The sequence below is a fragment of the Radiobacillus kanasensis genome (assembly GCF_021049245.1).
GTDB classification, from domain to species: Bacteria; Bacillota; Bacilli; order Bacillales; family Amphibacillaceae; genus Radiobacillus; species Radiobacillus kanasensis.
Window position 1 is genome coordinate 3,031,583 of sequence record NZ_CP088020.1, and the last position, 18,215, is coordinate 3,049,797.

The 18,215-nt window shown below is 39.9% G+C and carries 20 protein-coding genes; 4 read left to right on the forward strand and 16 right to left on the reverse strand.

Going from position 1 to position 18,215, the window contains the following annotated elements; translation table 11 throughout:
* Window position 1 precedes the first annotated feature (1 nt).
* From KO561_RS15785 to KO561_RS15850, 15 genes are all read right to left on the reverse strand, one after another.
* Window positions 2-1,432, reverse strand: coding sequence for a dihydrolipoyl dehydrogenase family protein (locus KO561_RS15785; protein ID WP_231094227.1), 1,431 nt, complete (start codon window positions 1,430-1,432; stop codon window positions 2-4).
* Between the two features lie 33 nt (window positions 1,433-1,465).
* The gene (locus KO561_RS15790) at window positions 1,466-2,788 is read right to left on the reverse strand and encodes an NAD(P)/FAD-dependent oxidoreductase (RefSeq protein WP_231094228.1); all 1,323 of its coding nucleotides are present in this window, start codon (window positions 2,786-2,788) and stop codon (window positions 1,466-1,468) included.
* Window positions 2,789-3,009: 221 nt separating this feature from the next.
* Window positions 3,010-3,192, reverse strand: a complete 183-nt coding sequence (locus KO561_RS15795) for a hypothetical protein (protein ID WP_231094229.1) — start codon at window positions 3,190-3,192, stop codon at window positions 3,010-3,012.
* A gap of 84 nt (window positions 3,193-3,276) precedes the next feature.
* The gene (locus KO561_RS15800) at window positions 3,277-4,413 is read right to left on the reverse strand and encodes a hypothetical protein (protein WP_231094230.1); all 1,137 of its coding nucleotides are present in this window, start codon (window positions 4,411-4,413) and stop codon (window positions 3,277-3,279) included.
* Window positions 4,414-4,483: 70 nt separating this feature from the next.
* Window positions 4,484-6,247, reverse strand: coding sequence for a multicopper oxidase family protein (locus KO561_RS15805; RefSeq protein ID WP_231094231.1), 1,764 nt, complete (start codon window positions 6,245-6,247; stop codon window positions 4,484-4,486).
* Between the two features lie 72 nt (window positions 6,248-6,319).
* Window positions 6,320-7,165 (reverse strand): family 1 encapsulin nanocompartment shell protein, encoded by an 846-nt coding sequence (locus KO561_RS15810; RefSeq protein ID WP_269140666.1) that lies wholly within the window; start codon window positions 7,163-7,165, stop codon window positions 6,320-6,322.
* 2 nt (window positions 7,166-7,167) lie between these two features.
* Window positions 7,168-7,290, reverse strand: coding sequence for a hypothetical protein (locus KO561_RS20460; RefSeq protein ID WP_269140667.1), 123 nt, complete (start codon window positions 7,288-7,290; stop codon window positions 7,168-7,170).
* Window positions 7,280-7,528 (reverse strand): hypothetical protein, encoded by a 249-nt coding sequence (locus KO561_RS15815; RefSeq protein ID WP_231094232.1) that lies wholly within the window; start codon window positions 7,526-7,528, stop codon window positions 7,280-7,282. The genes KO561_RS20460 and KO561_RS15815 overlap by 11 nt, the downstream gene beginning before the upstream one ends.
* Before the next feature lie 9 nt (window positions 7,529-7,537).
* Window positions 7,538-7,915: a hypothetical protein gene (locus KO561_RS15820; RefSeq protein ID WP_231094233.1), complete on the reverse strand. Its 378-nt coding sequence runs from the start codon at window positions 7,913-7,915 to the stop codon at window positions 7,538-7,540.
* An 88-nt stretch (window positions 7,916-8,003) separates the two neighbouring features.
* Complete coding sequence (locus KO561_RS15825; protein ID WP_231094234.1) at window positions 8,004-8,273, reverse strand: hypothetical protein; 270 nt, start codon at window positions 8,271-8,273, stop codon at window positions 8,004-8,006.
* 23 nt (window positions 8,274-8,296) lie between these two features.
* Window positions 8,297-8,923: a hypothetical protein gene (locus KO561_RS15830; RefSeq protein WP_231094235.1), complete on the reverse strand. Its 627-nt coding sequence runs from the start codon at window positions 8,921-8,923 to the stop codon at window positions 8,297-8,299.
* Window positions 8,920-9,237 carry a hypothetical protein gene (locus tag KO561_RS15835; protein ID WP_231094236.1) on the reverse strand — a complete coding sequence of 106 codons (318 nt, stop codon included), beginning with the start codon at window positions 9,235-9,237 and terminating at the stop codon, window positions 8,920-8,922. Before KO561_RS15835 ends, KO561_RS15830 begins: the two co-directional genes overlap by 4 nt.
* Window positions 9,238-9,274: 37 nt before the next feature.
* A complete protein-coding gene (locus KO561_RS15840) occupies window positions 9,275-9,760 on the reverse strand; it encodes a cytochrome b/b6 domain-containing protein (protein ID WP_231094237.1) in 486 nt (161 codons plus the stop codon).
* Between the two features lie 38 nt (window positions 9,761-9,798).
* Window positions 9,799-10,527: an MSCRAMM family adhesin SdrC gene (locus KO561_RS15845; protein WP_231094238.1), complete on the reverse strand. Its 729-nt coding sequence runs from the start codon at window positions 10,525-10,527 to the stop codon at window positions 9,799-9,801.
* A 210-nt stretch (window positions 10,528-10,737) separates the two neighbouring features.
* Complete coding sequence (locus KO561_RS15850; RefSeq protein ID WP_231094239.1) at window positions 10,738-12,219, reverse strand: amidase; 1,482 nt, start codon at window positions 12,217-12,219, stop codon at window positions 10,738-10,740.
* A 142-nt stretch (window positions 12,220-12,361) separates the two neighbouring features.
* On the opposite strand from KO561_RS15850, the gene KO561_RS15855 reads away from it, so the two are divergent.
* The 4 genes from KO561_RS15855 (at window position 12,362) to KO561_RS15870 (ending at window position 16,770) form a co-directional block, all read left to right on the forward strand.
* Window positions 12,362-13,276, forward strand: coding sequence for an ArsR/SmtB family transcription factor (locus tag KO561_RS15855; RefSeq protein ID WP_231094240.1), 915 nt, complete (start codon window positions 12,362-12,364; stop codon window positions 13,274-13,276).
* Between the two features lie 160 nt (window positions 13,277-13,436).
* The gene (locus KO561_RS15860; protein WP_231094241.1) at window positions 13,437-14,435 is read left to right on the forward strand and encodes a family 43 glycosylhydrolase; all 999 of its coding nucleotides are present in this window, start codon (window positions 13,437-13,439) and stop codon (window positions 14,433-14,435) included.
* Between the two features lie 57 nt (window positions 14,436-14,492).
* Window positions 14,493-15,767, forward strand: coding sequence for an ABC transporter substrate-binding protein (locus KO561_RS15865; RefSeq protein WP_231094242.1), 1,275 nt, complete (start codon window positions 14,493-14,495; stop codon window positions 15,765-15,767).
* Between the two features lie 82 nt (window positions 15,768-15,849).
* Entirely contained in the window at window positions 15,850-16,770 is a 921-nt protein-coding gene (locus tag KO561_RS15870) for a carbohydrate ABC transporter permease (protein ID WP_231094243.1), read from the forward strand.
* A 133-nt stretch (window positions 16,771-16,903) separates the two neighbouring features.
* Here the strand turns inward: KO561_RS15870 and KO561_RS15875 are convergent, their stop codons facing one another.
* On the reverse strand, window positions 16,904-18,133 hold the full coding sequence (locus KO561_RS15875; protein ID WP_231094244.1) for an IS110 family RNA-guided transposase: 1,230 nt from the start codon (window positions 18,131-18,133) through the stop codon (window positions 16,904-16,906).
* Window positions 18,134-18,215: the final 82 nt, after the last annotated feature.

An 18,215-nucleotide genomic window follows, 5' to 3' on the forward strand; every position in this document is an offset into this window, starting at 1 on the left:
CTTACCGAAGCAAGCGGATAAATTTCTTTGTCCACTTTGTCCATGTTCCATTGAATAACTTTCTACGCCAGTATAGATCTGCTGCCTGCTGTAGAATTTCGGTGCGGGTTGGATAAGGATGCAGCACAGTGGAGATATCTCTTAATTTATGATTCTTTGTTTTGGCAAACACTAGCTCCTGCATCCAGTCACTTGCATTCCTTCCAATTGCATGTGCCCCTATAATCATTCCTTTTTTATTTGTCAATATTTTTATAAAACCATAAGTATCATCATTGGTTATAAAACGATCAACCTCAGACGCTCGTACACAATAACTTCGGATGCTATTTCCGTATTTGTTTACTGCTTCTTGTTTTGTCAAACCGATATGAAATATTTCGGGATCTGTATAGAAAGCCCATGGAATGTTGTCGTAACGAATCTTCTGTCTCAAGCCAAATACAGCATTTTGCACGACTAACTTCCCTTCCATACCAGCGGTGTTTGTAAATCGACATTGTCCATTCACATCGCCAATTGCAAAAATGTGAGATTTTGAGGTTTGGAGATAATCATTGACCACGATATTTCCCAATTTGTCCACCTGAACACCGATTTGTTCTAATCCCATATCTTGTGAATTGGCCTTTCTTCCTACCCCTACTAAAACCTCCTCAGCAAAGGTCTCTTTCACTTCTCCATCTTGTTCATACGTTACCTTTTTCAGCTTATTGACTTCAGCTATCTCTGTCACTCTAGCACCCATGCAAAATGAAATCTCCTGCTCTAGTTTATTTTTCAGAGCGAACGATATGTCCCTATCCTCTTGTTGCAAAATAGTAGCACCTTGCTCCATTACGGTAACCTTTGAGCCAAATCGAGCAAAGGATTGACCAAGCTCTAAATTAGTTGGGCCACCACCTATCACAACAAGCCTTTCTGGTGTTTCTTCCATTTCAAAAATCGTTTCATTTGTAAAAAAGGAAGTGTGTTCTACACCTGGTATATCAGGTACAATTGGGCTTGTTCCTGTTGCAAGCACAAATCGTTTTCCCTCTATTCGAATGTCACTACCGATCATAATCTGATGCTCCGTAACGAACCTTCCATTTCCTTTATAAAGATCAACACCCATATCAATAAACCGGCTGTCACTATCCGATTCCTGTATCCGATTAATGACTGCTTTTACTCTCTTCATTGCAATAGACAAATCAAACTGTCCCGATACTTGAATACCAAATTTCTTTGCATTTTTATTGATTTCAAATATCTTTTTTGCATCTTCCATGAGTGCTTTCGTAGGGATACAACCATTGTGAAGACAATCCCCACCTAAAGAGGGCTTCCTTTCTACAAGTGCAACCCGCGCTCCAAAACTAGCCGCCCCTGCCGCAACCGTTAACCCCCCAGCACCGCCTCCAACAACGATCAAATCATAGCCCTTCATCCGAATTAACTCCTTTCCTTTTTGCATGAGCTTCTACTTAAACGATATTCGTTCGAAAAAGAGAACCAGTATTAAAATAATCAGGAAGAAGAAAAAGAGTCCTGCAAAAAAACGATTAATGAAAGAAGAAAAAAATGTCGCCATCGTACTCATGACAGGATGATAGGTGCTCACAACAAAAAGAAAGATTAATCCAACTAATATGGTTGTTATTAGCGTACACGCGAAAATCGTCAACCATTTACTGGATACTTGGTGTTCCTCTCTTTTGCGACGTATATATAACCAAATAAACCTCCGATCCATAAACGTTTTAATAAGCCAAATAAGTCGTCCATGGAAAGCACGCCCTAGATATAGCATAAGTCCTTCTCTATTTCCGGTTGCCAAAATCGATAAAAAAGAAAAATGCGGTTTATAACGTCGCATTCTCGATCCTTGAAAAAAGCCCTTTATATTTTTCCACAAGTACGGTGCTTGCCGCACTGGATATACCCCTGCCTTTGCCAACGGTGGTGACTCTGTCATTTGGATACAATCACCCACTCCAAAAATGGAGGGGTATCCGCTCGCTTGAAGGGTATCCTCAACAAGTAAGTATCCATTTGCATTCGGTAGTGAAGACTCAGCAAAAAGCTTTGGCGGACTTGGGCCTGTTACCCAAAGAAGTGCATCAAATGGAACCTTTGAATCGGTAGGGGACAATACAATATTGTCTCTGTTTACTTCACTTGCCCGTTGAAACAAATAAAGCTTTGCTCCCTTTTTAACGAGGAAACGTTTCACCCTTTCCGAAACATATGGAGCACCCTTTTCCATAAGATTCGATGAGCTGATTAAGGATAGTGGTTTTTTTCCATTTTGGTTACGCCATGTTTGCAAAGCAAACGCAAGTTCCGTGCCAGCCACTCCTCCTCCAACAATGACAAGTTCTTCCGCATTTCGAACCTTTTCCAGCAGTACCGGAAACCGATAATTCGGCTTCAAAGTCTCGGCGTATTCCAAAACTCCTGGTAAATCTGTTCCAGATGTCAAGGAACCTATATCAAAAGATACGGCATCATAAGGAAGAAACTCACCATTACCGGTTTGGACAGTTTTGTTTTCGGGATCAATGGAAACCGCAACATCTTTTATCCACTGAACCTTTGCTTTCTTTAACATCTGTCCAATATAAATTCGAATGTCATCAATGGAATAGATCCCCTCTACACAACCAGCTAGCATACCAGAATAATATTGATGTTCATTCGGGCTCAGTAACGTAACTTTGACATCAGATAATGAATGTTTTCCTAATTTTTTTAAAACATATAAATGTGCATGACCAGCACCTACTAACAACAGATGCTTCAATGGAAAGGCTCCTCCTCTCTCAAGAAAAGGATGTTGTGTAAAGAATTTTTGCCACTACTAAACTATGAATAAAATAGATAATTATGAATCTGAATTACTTACGATTAAACATGGAGATAAAGTACGTTCGAAGGTAAGAGGACAGAGCGAGACCAACCATCAGAAATATGGCATGTGCAATTACTTTAAAAAAAGTTTCTAACATATTTACCCCTCATTTCTTAAGAATCATTGTCAAAGTTTCTTGGAATATCCCTTTCTAAGAGTGAGTTTACTCGAGCAAACACATAGATAAAAACAGTGACAAAGCCTACTAAGAATGCTGTAAATAAGACTCCAATAACAACTCCTAGATTTCCAGTCAATCCATGTAATGTGATTGGTGCACCATCAAAGTAAGCCATAACTAATAATTCAGCAAAGCTAAAAACTACTAACCCGATTAACGAGATTTTTATCCATCTCCACCATAAACGCGCAATACGAATTCACCCCTCATTCCTTGAGACTTCTGGCTTTGGTTGTCGAATATTCCTTCTTGCTCGCTGGAAATAGGCAACAACCAGACCCGTCACACCTACTAATAGCACAAGCACAAATAAGATAATGATGCCAGCAAATGCGTAAAAGAAAAAAGAACCGAGTCCTGGAGAAGAAGGGGGGTTAAAAATAGAAAATAAATACCCAGGTAGCTCTGTTGCATCCTGATCGTTCCTAGCAGATTCTTCACTTCCCTGCTTCTGTGAAGAAGTCTCCTTATTACTAGCACCCGTGGATTGTGAACTGTTTGAGCCCCCAGAACTGCTAGATTGGTTCATGCTAGGAGGTTGTTGATTCGGCCTGTTTGCCATATTACTGCGACCCATTCTCATCATCATCATTCTACGACCACTCATAGAGGAACCTCCTGAGCTAGATCCTGACATACTGGAGCCGGAGCTCGTGCCTCCACTTGCCCCAGACATACTGGAGCTTCCACTCGTGTTTGTACTTTCACTCGATCCTGATGTACTGGAGCTTCCACCTGTAGTTGTGCCTCCACTCGATCCTGACATAGTTGAACTACCACTCCCTCCGGCAGGACTTCCCATTCCGGCCATACTAGATCCTGGTGTCCCTGCTGGTGGACTGCCCATTGAACCAGGCGATGGGGAACCACTCATCCCGGAAGAACTATTAGAACTGGAGTCAGAGCTTCCTCCTGACTCACTAGTGTTAGACATACTGGAGCCTGACTCTCCACTTGAGCTATCATTACCAGCCATGCTTGATCTTTCATTTCCTGTTGCACTACTGTTACCAGACATATTCGAATTTTGACCTTCTGCTGTTCCAGCACCTGTCATTGTTGAGGTTTGACTTTGACTATTAGCCTGCCCTGATTCAGATTGCTGCATGTTGTTTCCACTTTGACCACTTTGGTTATTCGATTGCGCTTGCGAAGAACTCGATTGTTGGGACTGCCCTTGATTATTGTTACTTGTTGTCGCTGATCCAAATGAGGTTTCGGTTGAATTAGTAGCGGTTTGATTAGGCATGAAGAAGGGGATTGCAACTATTAATATACCGAATATAAAGATACCCACAACGGTGTATAGGGCTATCCTTAGCCATCTGTTTCTCATCCAAAACCTCCTTTCTCTTTTCCTTAAAGCTATCTAATATTACTAGCATTGTATTCCTATCCGAATACAATCATGACCCATTCCCCTCATACGAGCCTTTATACTCATCATAGGAAAAATAGGTTACAAGGCCACTGTCGGCATGGTGTGACTGATGACAATGAAAGTTCCAATCACCTGGATTATCCGCTTTGAAGGCAATTGATATTTGCTGCATAGGCCTTACATTAACGGTATCCTTGGACAGCCATGGTTCCTCCAATGTTTGACCATTGATAGACACGATGGAAAAATGATGCCCATGTAAATGCATTGGATGACTCTCCGGTGACATGTTAAATAAATTCAGTTTGACGACTTCGCCCTCTTGTACTTTATATGGTTCTAACTCTTCATAGGAGCTAAATGGTATGTTATTAATCGCCCACGACATCCCATTAGATCCCATTGTCATACCAAGTTTCATGTTATATACACGATCATATTCTCTAGTATCAGGGCCAGGAAGTCCTGCCACAAGCCCTTGATATTTTGGGGCATTCTTTATTGAATCCGCCATTGGTAATGAGGCTGGCTTCTGATTGTCATCACCAGGTGTGAGAACTACTTTTGCTCGCATTCCTAGTTCACTATGACCATAATCCGTATCATACAATGCATATTCACCCGGTTTTTCCCCTCTTAAAAAAACATCTACACGCTCATAAGGAGATATAACTACTTCTTTGACCTGTTGGGCTGCTGGTAGAGGAAATCCGTCTGTGTGGGTAACATACATCTTCATCCCCTCAACCTTTATTCGATGGGTTTGAAAACCAAAGTTTAATAAACGTAAGCGGACCCATTCATTTGTTTCAGCCTTAAACGCTTGTTTCGGATCACGCTTTCCGTTAATCGTAAATACATTATAGAGGTCTGCCGTACCCAGAATGGCGTTCGGCATCCTCCTTTGCATCATACTTTGATCCATTCTATTACCGTCTGTTGCCGGCGGTGCATTTCCCTCACCAGCAATGTTCATTTCATCTATACTTGCTATCCATTCGGTTGTAGCTTCAGGGTATTTCGTTGGCTGAGTTGGTTCGATAATAAATGGCCCAAACATCCCTTTATCGAGCTGCTTAACATCCCCATGACTATGATAGGAATACGTACCTGCTGGTCCAGCAACGAACTCATATACATATTCTTCTCCATAATTCACATAGGGTTGTGTAAGCAACGGAACACCGTCAGCTGCATTTCGTTTAGGAAGGCCATGAAGATGAATCGTTGTCTTCACATCAGGTATTCGATTGCGCAATATAATTCGTACCTGCTCTCCTTCTTTTACTCTTAACACCGGGGCCGGAATCGTTTTATTAAATGTCCATCCATTGATGGTTAATTGGTCGTCGATTTTCACTTTATTTGGATACCCAGTTATTATAAATTCTCGAACATTTCCTTCCTTTGATCCAGTAATTTCTGTTTGGGAAGGAGAGACTTGTTCTTTTGTTTGATTAGCTGGTGAAACCTCTGTGTTTTTCAGAAGAGGTTCATAAGATTGGTATTTCGGATTGAGGAGATTGGTTGAATAGGGAAAATTTTGGTGAATCTTGGTTGTTTTCGATAAAAGTGGGGCAGTGGCTTGTATAGTTGGATTCCTATCATTCTCATCTAAACTAACTTGCCAAGCAGATTGGATAATGGACATAACCCAAATTAGCAAAAAGAAAACCGCGATATAAAACAAAACCAGTAGGGCCGTTTCCATATAAAACATCAATTTCTTAAAAAACCTCTTCCATTTCCTAATTAAGTTTCTGATAACTTCAACACAATGTTCAAACATCATACACCTCTCCATAAAAAGCAAATAAACGAACTAGTGAGGTGGAGTAGGTTAAGAAGCTAACGGGTGGATTTAATTTTCCAACGTGCAAATCGCAGTAGGACGTTTGATTCTTGGCACTAAACATTCCAGCACTCTAAAATAACTGTTTAACGTATCATCATTTAAAAAGTAAACCGTAACATCCTGTGCGATTGCAATATCGACATTTTGCTCTCCTGTTGCGACTATGACACCACATCCATTTTTAATTTGCGATGATTGATAGACCCCATCTTCGAATAAACCACGAACATGTTCAATTTCTAACACTTTTGAATCACCATGAACCTGATGGAGTTGAGCATATGCTTCCGGTGATAAAGCCATAGCAAAAGGCCCAGTATGACCATTTTCCATCAGTTTATTTCTTGCATCCACGATATCTTGAAAGGCATTCCCTTCTTGACTGGACCAATCACTACATTGCACTTTCTCTCTCCCCATCACGTTCATTAAGCCAGGTATGCTTAACGATTCTGACCCATTAAAGATTAAGTCATCCTCTTTTAATGCCACATCACTTGCTGCACTTGCGGCTCCAGAAAAATCAAGTGGTTTATCGGTTTCTTCTGCTTGCTCCATATCACGCCAATGGATGATAAAATCCTTGTATAAGATAGGAATATCTAGGGTTTTACTTTTATCCGGTTTAGCAACGTCTAATTCATCGCCATACATACTAATACTAGCTGGTTCTGGCTTCGTATAAATGGGATTGTTTATTGACTGATATCCTGAACCAATTGGTCCATATATATCTAGAAATCGAGCGGCAACAATTTTGTCAGCGGCTGTTTCGACAACTATATCCTCCATACGGTCCCACTGCCATTGTGTTAACGGCCCCCCAGGAAATCTTGATTCTCCCTGCGCCACAATCATCTCCTCCTTTCTTTAAACAATTTTTCTTCCAACCATTTTAAAAAAACATTCCAATTTTCTTCATAGACGATTCCAGATTTATCAAACTTTAGCTTCTTCCAATATTCATTAATTTTCATAAAGGTCCTCCTGCTCCTGATCATCTTCATCCGATGCCTCCTCCTCTTGGGAATCGGACGCTTTGTCTTTGTCTACGGGCTTCGTAAAAAAATATAACAATATCATGAGATAAAAAGCAGACAAATCAAAAGAGGTCTTATAATTAAAAATTTGATTGACAATAGGCAATTTATACGTAAAGAAACCTAGTAGAATACTTATAGAAACAAGAATGAATTTTTTTACACTCCACCACATTCTCCTCGCCTACCTGTGTGAAGATCGACGAGGACGTTCCCTGCGTCGCTCATATTCGTCATCGTATCTGTCGTCTCTACCGCGGTCACGGTCACGGTCACGATCATCATCAAATAAATCCATATCATGCCGTTCAAAATAACGAATCGTAATTCCAACTAAACCGATTAATAACCCAATAACCGCTAATATAATTAAAGCAACGAATATAAAGTTAAAAAGGGAAACAGCAGCTCCAACGCCAGTAAAACCGCCACCAGATTGTCCCCCTGTACCGATACCTGTTCCTACGAATCCGACAAATAGGAATTCTATTAATCCAAATACAAGAATTGCGACTACTGACCAAACGGTAAGTTTTAAAAATGGTCGCTGTCTTGGACTCATCATATCTCCCTCCTTATATTTTCTATCCTATGAAAAAAAGAAGAATCTGTGTTACAAGCTGCCTATTCTAGAAACAAATATACGTATATCACTTTTTTTCAAATAGGCTTTGAGCAAACTTTATACTAAAAATAAAAACACTTGCTAAGATAACCAGAACCAAAATAACAATCAGACTATAAAAGAAAAAATTTAGAAAATCCATAAAAACGGAATTCGCAACACCTATAGAGCTTGGTCCCATCATCCTAGTAGTAGTAAATGCTTGCTGAAACACAATACCGAGTATTCCAAACAGAACAATGGCAACAAGCAGATATAAAATCAGCTTCAACCATTTTTCCACATCCATATTCATTTTGATTCACCACCTTAATGACTTCACTTCGCTCGTTTCTTCGGAAACCACTGATTTTTCAAAAATTCATACAACTGAGAAATCGACCCAATGATTAATACTACGAGTACCACGACGATTAAAAACGCAAAAAAACTGTATATCCAAAAATACAGACCCATTTGTAATACGTTCGGATTTTGCTCTACCATCACAATGAGCCATAACACCGCAAAAATGATAATGGATAAAAAGATGATTAGTTGCTTTCTTAATAATTTCTTCTCTTTTGTCGTTTTTTTCTTACTTCGTTGTTTAAGGGGGGATAACAAAACAAATACAATGACCCACCCTACCAACAAGGCGATACAGATAATTAACATAAAAGACAGGACATAATTGGTCACATCTAAAACTGGATTACCGTGTTGTGGCATCCATGCGTCCATATTCTTACATAGGTCGGCACAAGCCTCCATCATTGGTGTTAGGTAAAGATCTTGCCTACGTGTTTGTTGTAATACCAGTATCATAGCCCTGGATAACATATTAGGCATAGACGGTTGGTTAGTATATTCTGGTTGCAGAAAAATGAAAATAGCGAAACATAAATAGAATAAAACTACAATGCACATAATAAGAAAGTAAAATGGAATTTTCTTTCGTTTCATCTTGCATCCTCAATATGTCTACGAAGCCATAAACCCCAAATAGTAATAAACGGGATCATTCCAAAGGAAACAATCGTTACAGCGGATAATAAGGCGTTCCCATTATGACCTCCAAATTGGCCCATCATCGTTTGCCACACCATGGATGACATCAGTGAATTAGACTGGCACGCTATTGCGATACTCTTCATATAAGTCATGATCTGTTCCATAGTTAATACCGGATTAACCAAACAAATCAACACGGTCGCTGCTAGCATTAAAAATAAGAATGCCACTGTTCTCACGATCACGACAAACCAAGGGTTCCGCAAACTATTCCCTCCTCCCTACTAGAATTGCAAGCTCCATTTACTTCCCACTTTTTTTTCTGAATATGGTTACTCGGAAGACATGGCGTTTTTTAATAATGTGCCAGACGATAGCAAATAAGAGAAAAAAGGCAAAGAACTCATGGATAGCAAAAGCAAAGGTTGCATAAATAAAGGGAACAGAAGGCAAAAACCACAAGAGAAACCCGCTAAAAATCATTAGTAAGGAGGTAGTTAAATTAAAGCCACCAAAACCTTTCATCCCAATAGGAATCCATCTCCGTTTTGGGATCTTACTCGTCACCATTTGATAGACTTCATAACAAACAATAACTAACATCCATAGAACCCAAAAAACACCGACAATACGATGTGTAATATCTGCAAGCGCAAAGTGATCTCCAAATATCCAACTAAACTTCGCCCCAATAATACTCATCCCACTAATCATTAACAAAAATACTAAGATTGCGGATATCCAATGTAACATCATATCAAAGGGAGGGTTTCTTTTTCGTTTGCTCATGCTATCTCCTTTACTAGCTCGATTAATGGAAGATTAAATCAGTCCTTCTCTTGGTGTTTTTTCTTTCGTTCCGCACCTTTTTCTTTGATCAGACTGATAAAATAAGCGACTAAACTAATGACTAATATCAATACTAAGACCATTAAGATAATCTTAAATACGGTAACGATATTACTGAAAAGGTTATCATTACCTGCATCCTTTGAAACTTCAGAACCAGAGTTTTGTTGAGACTGATCCATACTTCCCATTGATTGACCGGAGTTCCCGTTGCTCTGCTCCTGCATTCCATTCGTTGAGCCGGAATTTTGTTGGTCCATAGAATTGGAATTTCCCGACTGACCATTTCCCAACGCCTGTTGTAACTGCTCGATGCTTTTTTTGATCTGATTAATTTCTTCCGCTGTACTTGTCGATTGATTGTTTGATTTATTCGATTCATCTGTTGTGCCGTCCGCGTTGTTGGAATTACTCCCCGTAACAATTTGCTTTAACTCATTCAAACTTTTCTCTATATTTTCAAAGGCTTTGATTGCATTAGATGATTGTGAGGATTGATTACTCGTCTCCGCTGATTTTTCCGTTTCCGATTTTTGCTCATTGGAGCCATTATTCGCCAACGTTTTTTTAAGCTCTTCCATTTCTTTTTTCAATACGTCTATTTCCTTTTGGAGATTGCTTATCGACGTTTCGGCCTGCACCCCATGAAAAGGGATAAAAAAACACAATGTCAGTAACAATATGATAGCTACACCGAACCTTGACATGTTTCCCCCTCCTAGCAACCTGTCCCTTATCTAATGACAAACAGCTATATTCTCATTACTCAGATTTGATACATCCTGTTAGTATACTATGAGTGAAATAGATGTTTATGATTAATGTTAGGTTTCCGGTGTCACGAAACAACAAAACCCCGAGGGATAATCCCCCAGGGTTAGACAACAATTGCAACTATCATTTTTTCCTTGTGTGACTTACATCATCGGATTTCCGTTCATCCCAACCCAGATAGGGCTTCTTTCCAGCTCTGCAGCTACAGCAAACAACCAATTTTCCTTTCCTTTTGGTGCCATAAACTGAACTCCTATGGGAAGTCCACCTTCGGTCAGATGTACCGGCACCGTCATAGCTGGTTGACCAGTTAAGTTGGCTAGTTGAGTAAACGGGGTAAAAGTTAAGCTAGGTAAAAACATATCGTAAACGAGACGCTGTTGTTCTTTTTTGGTTTTCCTAGCAATATGAATCAAGCGTTCTTTTATTTCCTCGCTCACTTCTAATTCCCCTAACCTAGGTGCAACATCTGCATTCGTAGGGGTTATGTAAAAGTCATATTCCTTATGTAAATCTGCCATTTTCGCACTAGCATTGTCCCATTCTGTCAAACTTTGTGTAAATTCCGAAGCTGTTACGTATTTTCCAGATTGATAAAGAGCCCATGTGATAAGTTCGACATCATCAAGTGTCACATCTCTTCCTAAGCCTTTTTCCATAGACTCAAGCATAGATGCAATTTCTCCGTTATTCATCAAGTAGTAGTTGTGCATTAAGCGCACCCCATCTACCCCATTGTCCTTTTCCTCCACATAGTGTCCCTCTTTTTCTAACCAGCTAACAACCTTTTGTACTGCCCTTTGTGCTTCAAAGCTTACTGGTGTGTCTACTGGCGATTTCATCGAAAAGGCAACTCGATATTTGCGCTTCGATTGTTTCATCGTTTCTTCTAAATAACTTCCTTCAAATAACGGTGTTTGAAAAGCAGCTTCTGGCTGAATCGTTTGCATCCAATCCAATAAAGCCGCACTATCCCGAACCGTACGTGAAACAGCAAAATCAATCGAAGCACCTTGCCACTGACGACCGACTCCCGGACCAACTGGAGTTCTCCCACGGGTTGGTTTTAGCCCGAATAGTCCGGTAAAGGAAGCAGGAATTCGAATCGATCCCCCTCCATCGCTAGCCCCCGCTAAAGGAACAATTCCAGAAGCCACCGCTGACGTTGCCCCGCCACTCGAACCTCCTGCATAATGCTCCGTATTCCATGGATTTTTGGTAGGACCATAAAGCTGTGGATCAGTGATATTTTTCAAGCCAAACTCTGGTGTATTCGTTTGACCAATAATCGAAAATCCTGCTGTACGGATTCGGGATACAAAGTTAGAGTCATGTTTGGCAACATGATTCTTCAACAGTTTAGCACCAGCAGTCAGCTTCTCCCCTTCGATAGCCTGCGAAATGTCCTTAAGGAGAATGGGTACACCAGAAAACGGGCCATGTTCTTTCCCAATTTCCTGCACAGCTTGTTCCTTTCTCGTTCGAATGACTGCTTGAAGCTCCGGGTTAACAGCCTCCAATCGTTCAAAAGCGACTTCGATTAACTCCTTAGGTGACACTTCTTTTTTCTCGACTAGTTCAGCTAAGCCTAGCGCGTCGTAGTTCATATATGTTTGGACATCCATCATTTTCACCCCTTAAAATTTGTAAAGTTCTCCCTAATTCATTTTTCCATATTTCGTTAATATTTTACACTTTTCATGTAATTCATGATAGAATATTGATTAATATTACAATAAAAGTTGAAATAAAAGGCGTGTGAACTTGATGAGAACGTTGCAATTAACCTTTGAAGATGCCATCGAGGTTTGTAAAGCTATATCCAATAAACACCGTATGGCTATTCTAAAACTATTAAGTGAGAGACCTCATAACGTAAATGAACTATCCGAAAGATTAGGTTTACCTTTTTCAACGACAGCGGTCAATGTCAAGAAGCTCGAGGATGTTCAGTTAATTTCAACGGAACTACTCCCCGGACGTGGTACTCAAAAAGTAAATACAAAAACCTACGATCAAATTATTATTGATATTGGTCCTAAGGAAACCAACCAAGGTCAAATGCTAACCTATGAGATGCCAGTTGGCGATTATGCAGACTGTCATGTTGAACCAAGTTGTGGCATTGTTGGACTGGATGATTACATAGGAATGCAGGATGATCCAAGGTCTTTTTACGAGGCAGAGCGAGTACAAGGTGAACTCATTTTCTTTCGAACAGGTTATGTCGAATACCGATTTCCGAATAGACTACCTTATGGAAAATCTGCAAAACAAATCGAATTTAGTGCAGAATTATGTTCAGAAGCACCTTTACATCGTTTAGATTGGCCATCCGATATTACGTTTTGGCTAAATGGACATGAATTGGGAACATGGACTTCTCCTGGCGACTTCGGGGGTGAACGAGGACTATTAACCCCTACTTGGTGGATGACCAATCACACCCAATACGGGCTATTAAAAAATTGGAAAGTAACAAACGATGGGGTCTATCTGGACGGCATGAAAGTATCCGACGCTTTCACTATTGAAACCCTTGCTATTCAAGATAAACCCTACATTTCCTTCAAAATCGGAATAAAAGAAGATTCCCCTAATCAAGGTGGATTAAATCTATTCGGATCTAAATTCGGAAATTACGAACAAGGAATCTTGATGAAACTGCAATATACAGATTAAGCAAACTCCTTCCACAACATGGAAGGAGTTTTTTATTACAACTTTTTATTTTTTATTATAATATTTATTGAAATAAAACATATATTTGTAATATAATATGTTTGCAACCTAAAACATTGGAAAGGAGTGAAACCGGATATCCATAATCAGATACTTTTTGATGATAGCTTTCATTCTCGTACTCATGACAAGCTGTTCGAACAACTCCAACCAAACGACGTACACCAACCCAGTATTCGAACCAGTTCTCGCCGATCCGGCTATCATTAAAGGAAAAGATGGTTATTTTTATGCGTATGGAACAGAAGATGCTTGGGGGGATCAGTCCGAAACAAAACTAGTACCCATCCTTAGATCTAGCAATCTCGTGGACTGGGAGTATGCTGGGGAAGCTTTTCAAACGAAACCTTCTTGGAAAGGATCTGGAAGTATTTGGGCTCCAGATATTACATTTTACAAAGAGAAATATTACCTTTACTATTCATTATCCATCTGGGGTGATGCTAATCCAGGAATCGGAGTAGCAGTTTCCGAAAAACCAAGTGGTCCGTTTCAAGATAAAGGAAAGCTTTTTACAAGTGAAGAAATTGGAGTAGCCAACTCTATCGATCCTTATTTCTATTTCGAAGACGATCAGCCCTACTTATTCTGGGGAAGCTTCCATGGAATATACGGAGTCAAGCTATCCGAAGATGGGCTTGCTGTCAGCGGAGAACCCTTCCAGATTGCTGGGGACGCTTTCGAAGCACCTTATATAATCGAAAGAAATGACTACTACTATTTCTTTGGGTCAAAAGGATCTTGTTGCGATGGTCAAAACAGTACGTACTATGTCGCAGTCGCCAGATCAAAGCAATTAGATGGACCTTATGTGGATCAAAATGGAGAGTCTCTTATGAAAAATGGTGGTACTACCATACTTGAATCCTCTGAATCTAGTAATTTTGCAGGACCGGGACATAATGCCATTATGCAAGACGATGAGGGACAAGATTGGATTGTGTACCATGCCATAGAAAAAGAGGAACCTCTATTATGGACAGGTGCAACAAGACGCCCACTCATGATTGATCCGATCATTTGGAAAGATGGGTGGCCAACGGTTGAAAAAGGACTTCCCAGTGAAACAGAACAGAATGGCCCTGTGATGAAAGATTGACTTTAGTTTACGAACATTTTGAAAGCGCTTTATATTTTTAGTGAAGAGGTGAATGAAATGGAAAAATGTAAAAAATGGCTAGGACTTGGATTGTTGTTAATCCTTATTAGCTTATTAGCTGCATGTAGTGGGAACGATGGTACGCCTACCACTTCTGATGAAGGTGGGGAATCAGATACATCCGAAATTTCCTTCTGGGCACCATTCTCCGGTCCTGATGGTCCGAAGATGAAGGAAATTGTGGACGCCTATAACAAATCTCAAGACAAGTACAAGGTTAATTTCCAAATTGTCCCGCAAACGGAATATTACAAAACAGTAGATTTGGCTTTCAATGGGGAAAAGAATATGCCAGATGTCCTGATCATGCACGGCGATCAAATCTTTACTTATTCGGAAAAAGATGTTCTGAAAAACCTCAATGATTTAATGGGAGATGTCATTACAAAAGAACAATATCATGAAAAGGGAATTGAAGGTGCAACCGTAAACGGAAATCTTTTTGGAGTCCCTTTAGATATTCATCCCCTTCTCTTTTATTGGAACAAGGACCTTTTTGAAGCAGCAGGACTAGATCCAGATTCTCCACCACAAACAAGAGAAGAATTTTTACAGTATGCCGAAAAGTTAACAGATACAGATAAAAACCAATATGGATTTGCTGTCCCTACGCTATGGCCACAGCAGTTTATTTTCCCAACCATCGTTGCACAGAATGGTGGACAGCTTTATAAAGACGGATCAGTAAACTTTACGTCAGATGCTGTTGTAAATGCTCTACAGTTTGAAAGAGACTTAATTGAAAAATACAAAGTATCCCCTGAAAACGTTCAACAAGATGGGGAAGTAACGTTATTCCTACAAGGTAAAAATGCGATGCACCTAAATGGACCGTGGATGCTTAAGCAATGGCAAGATGCTGGAATTAACTTTGGAGTTGCTCCTGTTCCGCAGTTAGGTACCGAACAACAAGCCGTTTATGCCAACTCTCATAACTTTGTCATTCCTAAAGATGTAAAGGAAAACAAAGTGGAAGGAATCACAGACTTCATTAAATATGTGGGAGACAACGGAATGGCTTGGGCAGAGTCCGGGCAAGCACCTGCATCCAAAGCCATTTATGAGAGTGACGAATTCCAAGAAGTGAACAAACAATCTCCACAAGTTGCCAAGCAATTTGATTATGTAACCTTTACTCCTGATGTAGAAAATTGGGGTCTAGCAACAGATCCACTTTTTGAAGCAATCAACCTTACATTACTTGGGGAAAAGAGTGCAGAAGAGGCTCTAGCGGAGGCACAAGAAAAAGCTACTAAAGCACTAAGTAATTAAACATCCACCAGAAAGATAGGCAAGTGATGAACTTGCTTGTCTTTCTTCTTTAAAGATGATTCCCTTAATTGAGGTGAAAAGGATGGCAAGTCAGAATAGGAAGAAAAACAAGAATCTAAACACTAAGTTCACATCATTTCTGTTTGTTCTTCCCTACCTACTTTTGTTTATAGGCTTTATGCTTATTCCACTAGTTTACGGGATTTACATTAGCTTTCATGATTATAACTTATTATCCAAAGAGCATCCTTTCATTGGATTTGCAAACTACGTAGAAATCTTCACACCAGATTCGGCTTTATCAACCATGTTCCTAGAAGGTCTTTGGAAAACATTTCAATTTGTCTTATACTCTGTTCCACTATTGGTTATTATCGGGCTGGCTTTGGCTCTGTTACTAAATGCATTACCTAAAAAAATAAGAGGATTATTTCGGACCATCTATTTCATTCCTTATGCGATTTCGGTTTCGGTTATATCTATTATTTTTCTATGGATTCTAGATACAAACTCAGGTTTTTTAAATATCTTCTTAATGAAGCTAGGAATGGATCAGCCTATCGCATGGTTAACGGAGCAACCCTTTGCTTGGGTATCTATTGTTGCCGCAACTATCTGGTGGACCATTGGTTTTAACATGATTATCTTTATAAACGCTCTTAATGAAGTGCCGGAGGAGTATTATGAAGCAGCGGCCATTGACGGTGCAAGTGCCTGGAGCAAGTTTGTTCACATCACATTACCAACGATACGACCGATTATGCTATTCGTCGTCATCACATCAACGATTGCATCGTTTAACGTATATGGTCAGCCCTATTTAATGACACGAGGTGGACCAGGCGACTCCACAGAAGTTCTTCTCATAGAAATTGTCGAGCAGGCGTTTACCCAACGGGAACTTGGTTCTGCATCAGCTATGGCGATTCTAATGGCCTTGCTTATGATGATTATCTCCGTTATTCAATTCAAAATCGCTAACCCAGCTAAAGACCTGCGGTAATATGTCAAGTCAAAATTAATTAAATATTTGATTATCAAGGTCCAAATTTATTAAAAAAGGCAACACGAAACTAGACCAGTAAAATATGTAAATTACTGGGAGTTTCGAAAAGGATTTAGAAGCTAGTTATGCTTCATTCATTCACGCTCCTTTTCGACGTGTAGACTTGGTGATTGCGTAGTAGCGCATCAACCAAACGTACTAATTTTCTTGCGGTTAAGACGAGTGCCCTTTTATGTTGGTGTTTTGGTACTTCTTTGTATTTCTTCGCGTAATACTCTTGGTACTCAGGAACTTGTCTTCTTACCGAGTTGGCGGCTTCAACAAGGTAATATCTAAGATACTGATTCCCATTACGAGATAGCGAAGTATCTTCAGCTGTAAAGCGTCCTGATTGATTTTTACGCCAATAGAGGCCCGCGTATTTAGCAATCTTTGTCTCATCATCAAAGCGTTCAATTTGGCCAATTTCAGCAATAATGCCAGCAGAAAACACAGGTCCAATGCCAGGGATAGTTTCAAGTGTTTCGGTTAATCCAGCCATGATTCGTTTTATGGCTTTATCAATCTCTTTTATTTGTTTCTGAAGTGTGCGAATCACTTCAATAGTGGTGCCAAGGATGAGATCAATAGAATCTTCAACAACCTTATCTAATCGATAGGAAGAACGGACAGCTTTTTGAATGGATCTCGCTACACATTCGGGATCTCCAAAACGATTTTTCCCTTTCTCTTGAAGGAATGCAGCTAGATCTTCCAATGGCATTTGTGACAGTTCTTCCAAGCTAAATTTCTCGAAAAAGAGTTCCATCATCGCATTACCAAAAACGGAAGAGTCCACTTCCTCTTGAAAGGTATTGCATTTGAAACTCAAGTGTTGGAGAAAGTGCTGCTTTTCTTTTGTCACTTGATGAACGAGTTGATATCTTGAGCGTGTAAGTTGTTGGAGCGCTATATATTGGCTCTCTTTAACAACAGACATATTGGCCCGGCCAAAGCGAAGATAATCGGCGATAACAAACGCATCAATCTCATCGGTTTTGTCCATATCGCTATAACTCTTCTTAAAGTTCTTTATCTGTTTGGGATTCATAACAAAAACTTGTGTACCAAGTGCCTTGAGTGACTCGTCATTATGAAAAAACATAGATGGATGAAAGCTATAAACCGACGTAGACTCAAGACCGATTTTGAGTGTATCAACCTTTTGGCCTTTTACACACTCTAATATAGAATTTCGTAATTCTGTAGCACCTGGTAAATCATTGGATACGGTGAAGGTTCTGAGTTTGTCTCCTTCACCATTTAGTAAACAAACCTTGATATCAAAAGAACTAACATCTAATCCAGCAAATAATTTCATGGGGGATACCCTCCTTTCAAATGAGAATCATTGGTACTTGTTTCTTGGACGCCCTGAGATATCCCTAGTGTGAACGCCGATC

What these genes read in the sequence shown, in the direction of transcription:
- KO561_RS15825 (WP_231094234.1), bottom strand. Translation starts at nt 8,273, where the DNA reads ATGAATATGGATGTGGAAAAATGGTTGAAGCTGATTTTATATCTGCTT.
- KO561_RS15830 (WP_231094235.1), bottom strand. Translation starts at nt 8,923, where the DNA reads ATGAAACGAAAGAAAATTCCATTTTACTTTCTTATTATGTGCATTGTA.
- KO561_RS15795 (WP_231094229.1), bottom strand. Translation starts at nt 3,192, where the DNA reads ATGGCTTACTTTGATGGTGCACCAATCACATTACATGGATTGACTGGA.
- KO561_RS15800 (WP_231094230.1), bottom strand. Translation starts at nt 4,413, where the DNA reads ATGAGAAACAGATGGCTAAGGATAGCCCTATACACCGTTGTGGGTATC.
- KO561_RS15815 (WP_231094232.1), bottom strand. Translation starts at nt 7,528, where the DNA reads ATGTGGTGGAGTGTAAAAAAATTCATTCTTGTTTCTATAAGTATTCTA.
- KO561_RS15845 (WP_231094238.1), bottom strand. Translation starts at nt 10,527, where the DNA reads ATGTCAAGGTTCGGTGTAGCTATCATATTGTTACTGACATTGTGTTTT.
- KO561_RS15875 (WP_231094244.1), bottom strand. Translation starts at nt 18,133, where the DNA reads ATGAAATTATTTGCTGGATTAGATGTTAGTTCTTTTGATATCAAGGTT.
- KO561_RS20460 (WP_269140667.1), bottom strand. Translation starts at nt 7,290, where the DNA reads ATGAAAATTAATGAATATTGGAAGAAGCTAAAGTTTGATAAATCTGGA.
- KO561_RS15840 (WP_231094237.1), bottom strand. Translation starts at nt 9,760, where the DNA reads ATGAGCAAACGAAAAAGAAACCCTCCCTTTGATATGATGTTACATTGG.
- KO561_RS15855 (WP_231094240.1), top strand. Translation starts at nt 12,362, where the DNA reads ATGAGAACGTTGCAATTAACCTTTGAAGATGCCATCGAGGTTTGTAAA.
- KO561_RS15785 (WP_231094227.1), bottom strand. Translation starts at nt 1,432, where the DNA reads ATGAAGGGCTATGATTTGATCGTTGTTGGAGGCGGTGCTGGGGGGTTA.
- KO561_RS15805 (WP_231094231.1), bottom strand. Translation starts at nt 6,247, where the DNA reads ATGTTTGAACATTGTGTTGAAGTTATCAGAAACTTAATTAGGAAATGG.
- KO561_RS15860 (WP_231094241.1), top strand. Translation starts at nt 13,437, where the DNA reads ATGATAGCTTTCATTCTCGTACTCATGACAAGCTGTTCGAACAACTCC.
- KO561_RS15865 (WP_231094242.1), top strand. Translation starts at nt 14,493, where the DNA reads ATGGAAAAATGTAAAAAATGGCTAGGACTTGGATTGTTGTTAATCCTT.
- KO561_RS15850 (WP_231094239.1), bottom strand. Translation starts at nt 12,219, where the DNA reads ATGGATGTCCAAACATATATGAACTACGACGCGCTAGGCTTAGCTGAA.
- KO561_RS15820 (WP_231094233.1), bottom strand. Translation starts at nt 7,915, where the DNA reads ATGAGTCCAAGACAGCGACCATTTTTAAAACTTACCGTTTGGTCAGTA.
- KO561_RS15870 (WP_231094243.1), top strand. Translation starts at nt 15,850, where the DNA reads ATGGCAAGTCAGAATAGGAAGAAAAACAAGAATCTAAACACTAAGTTC.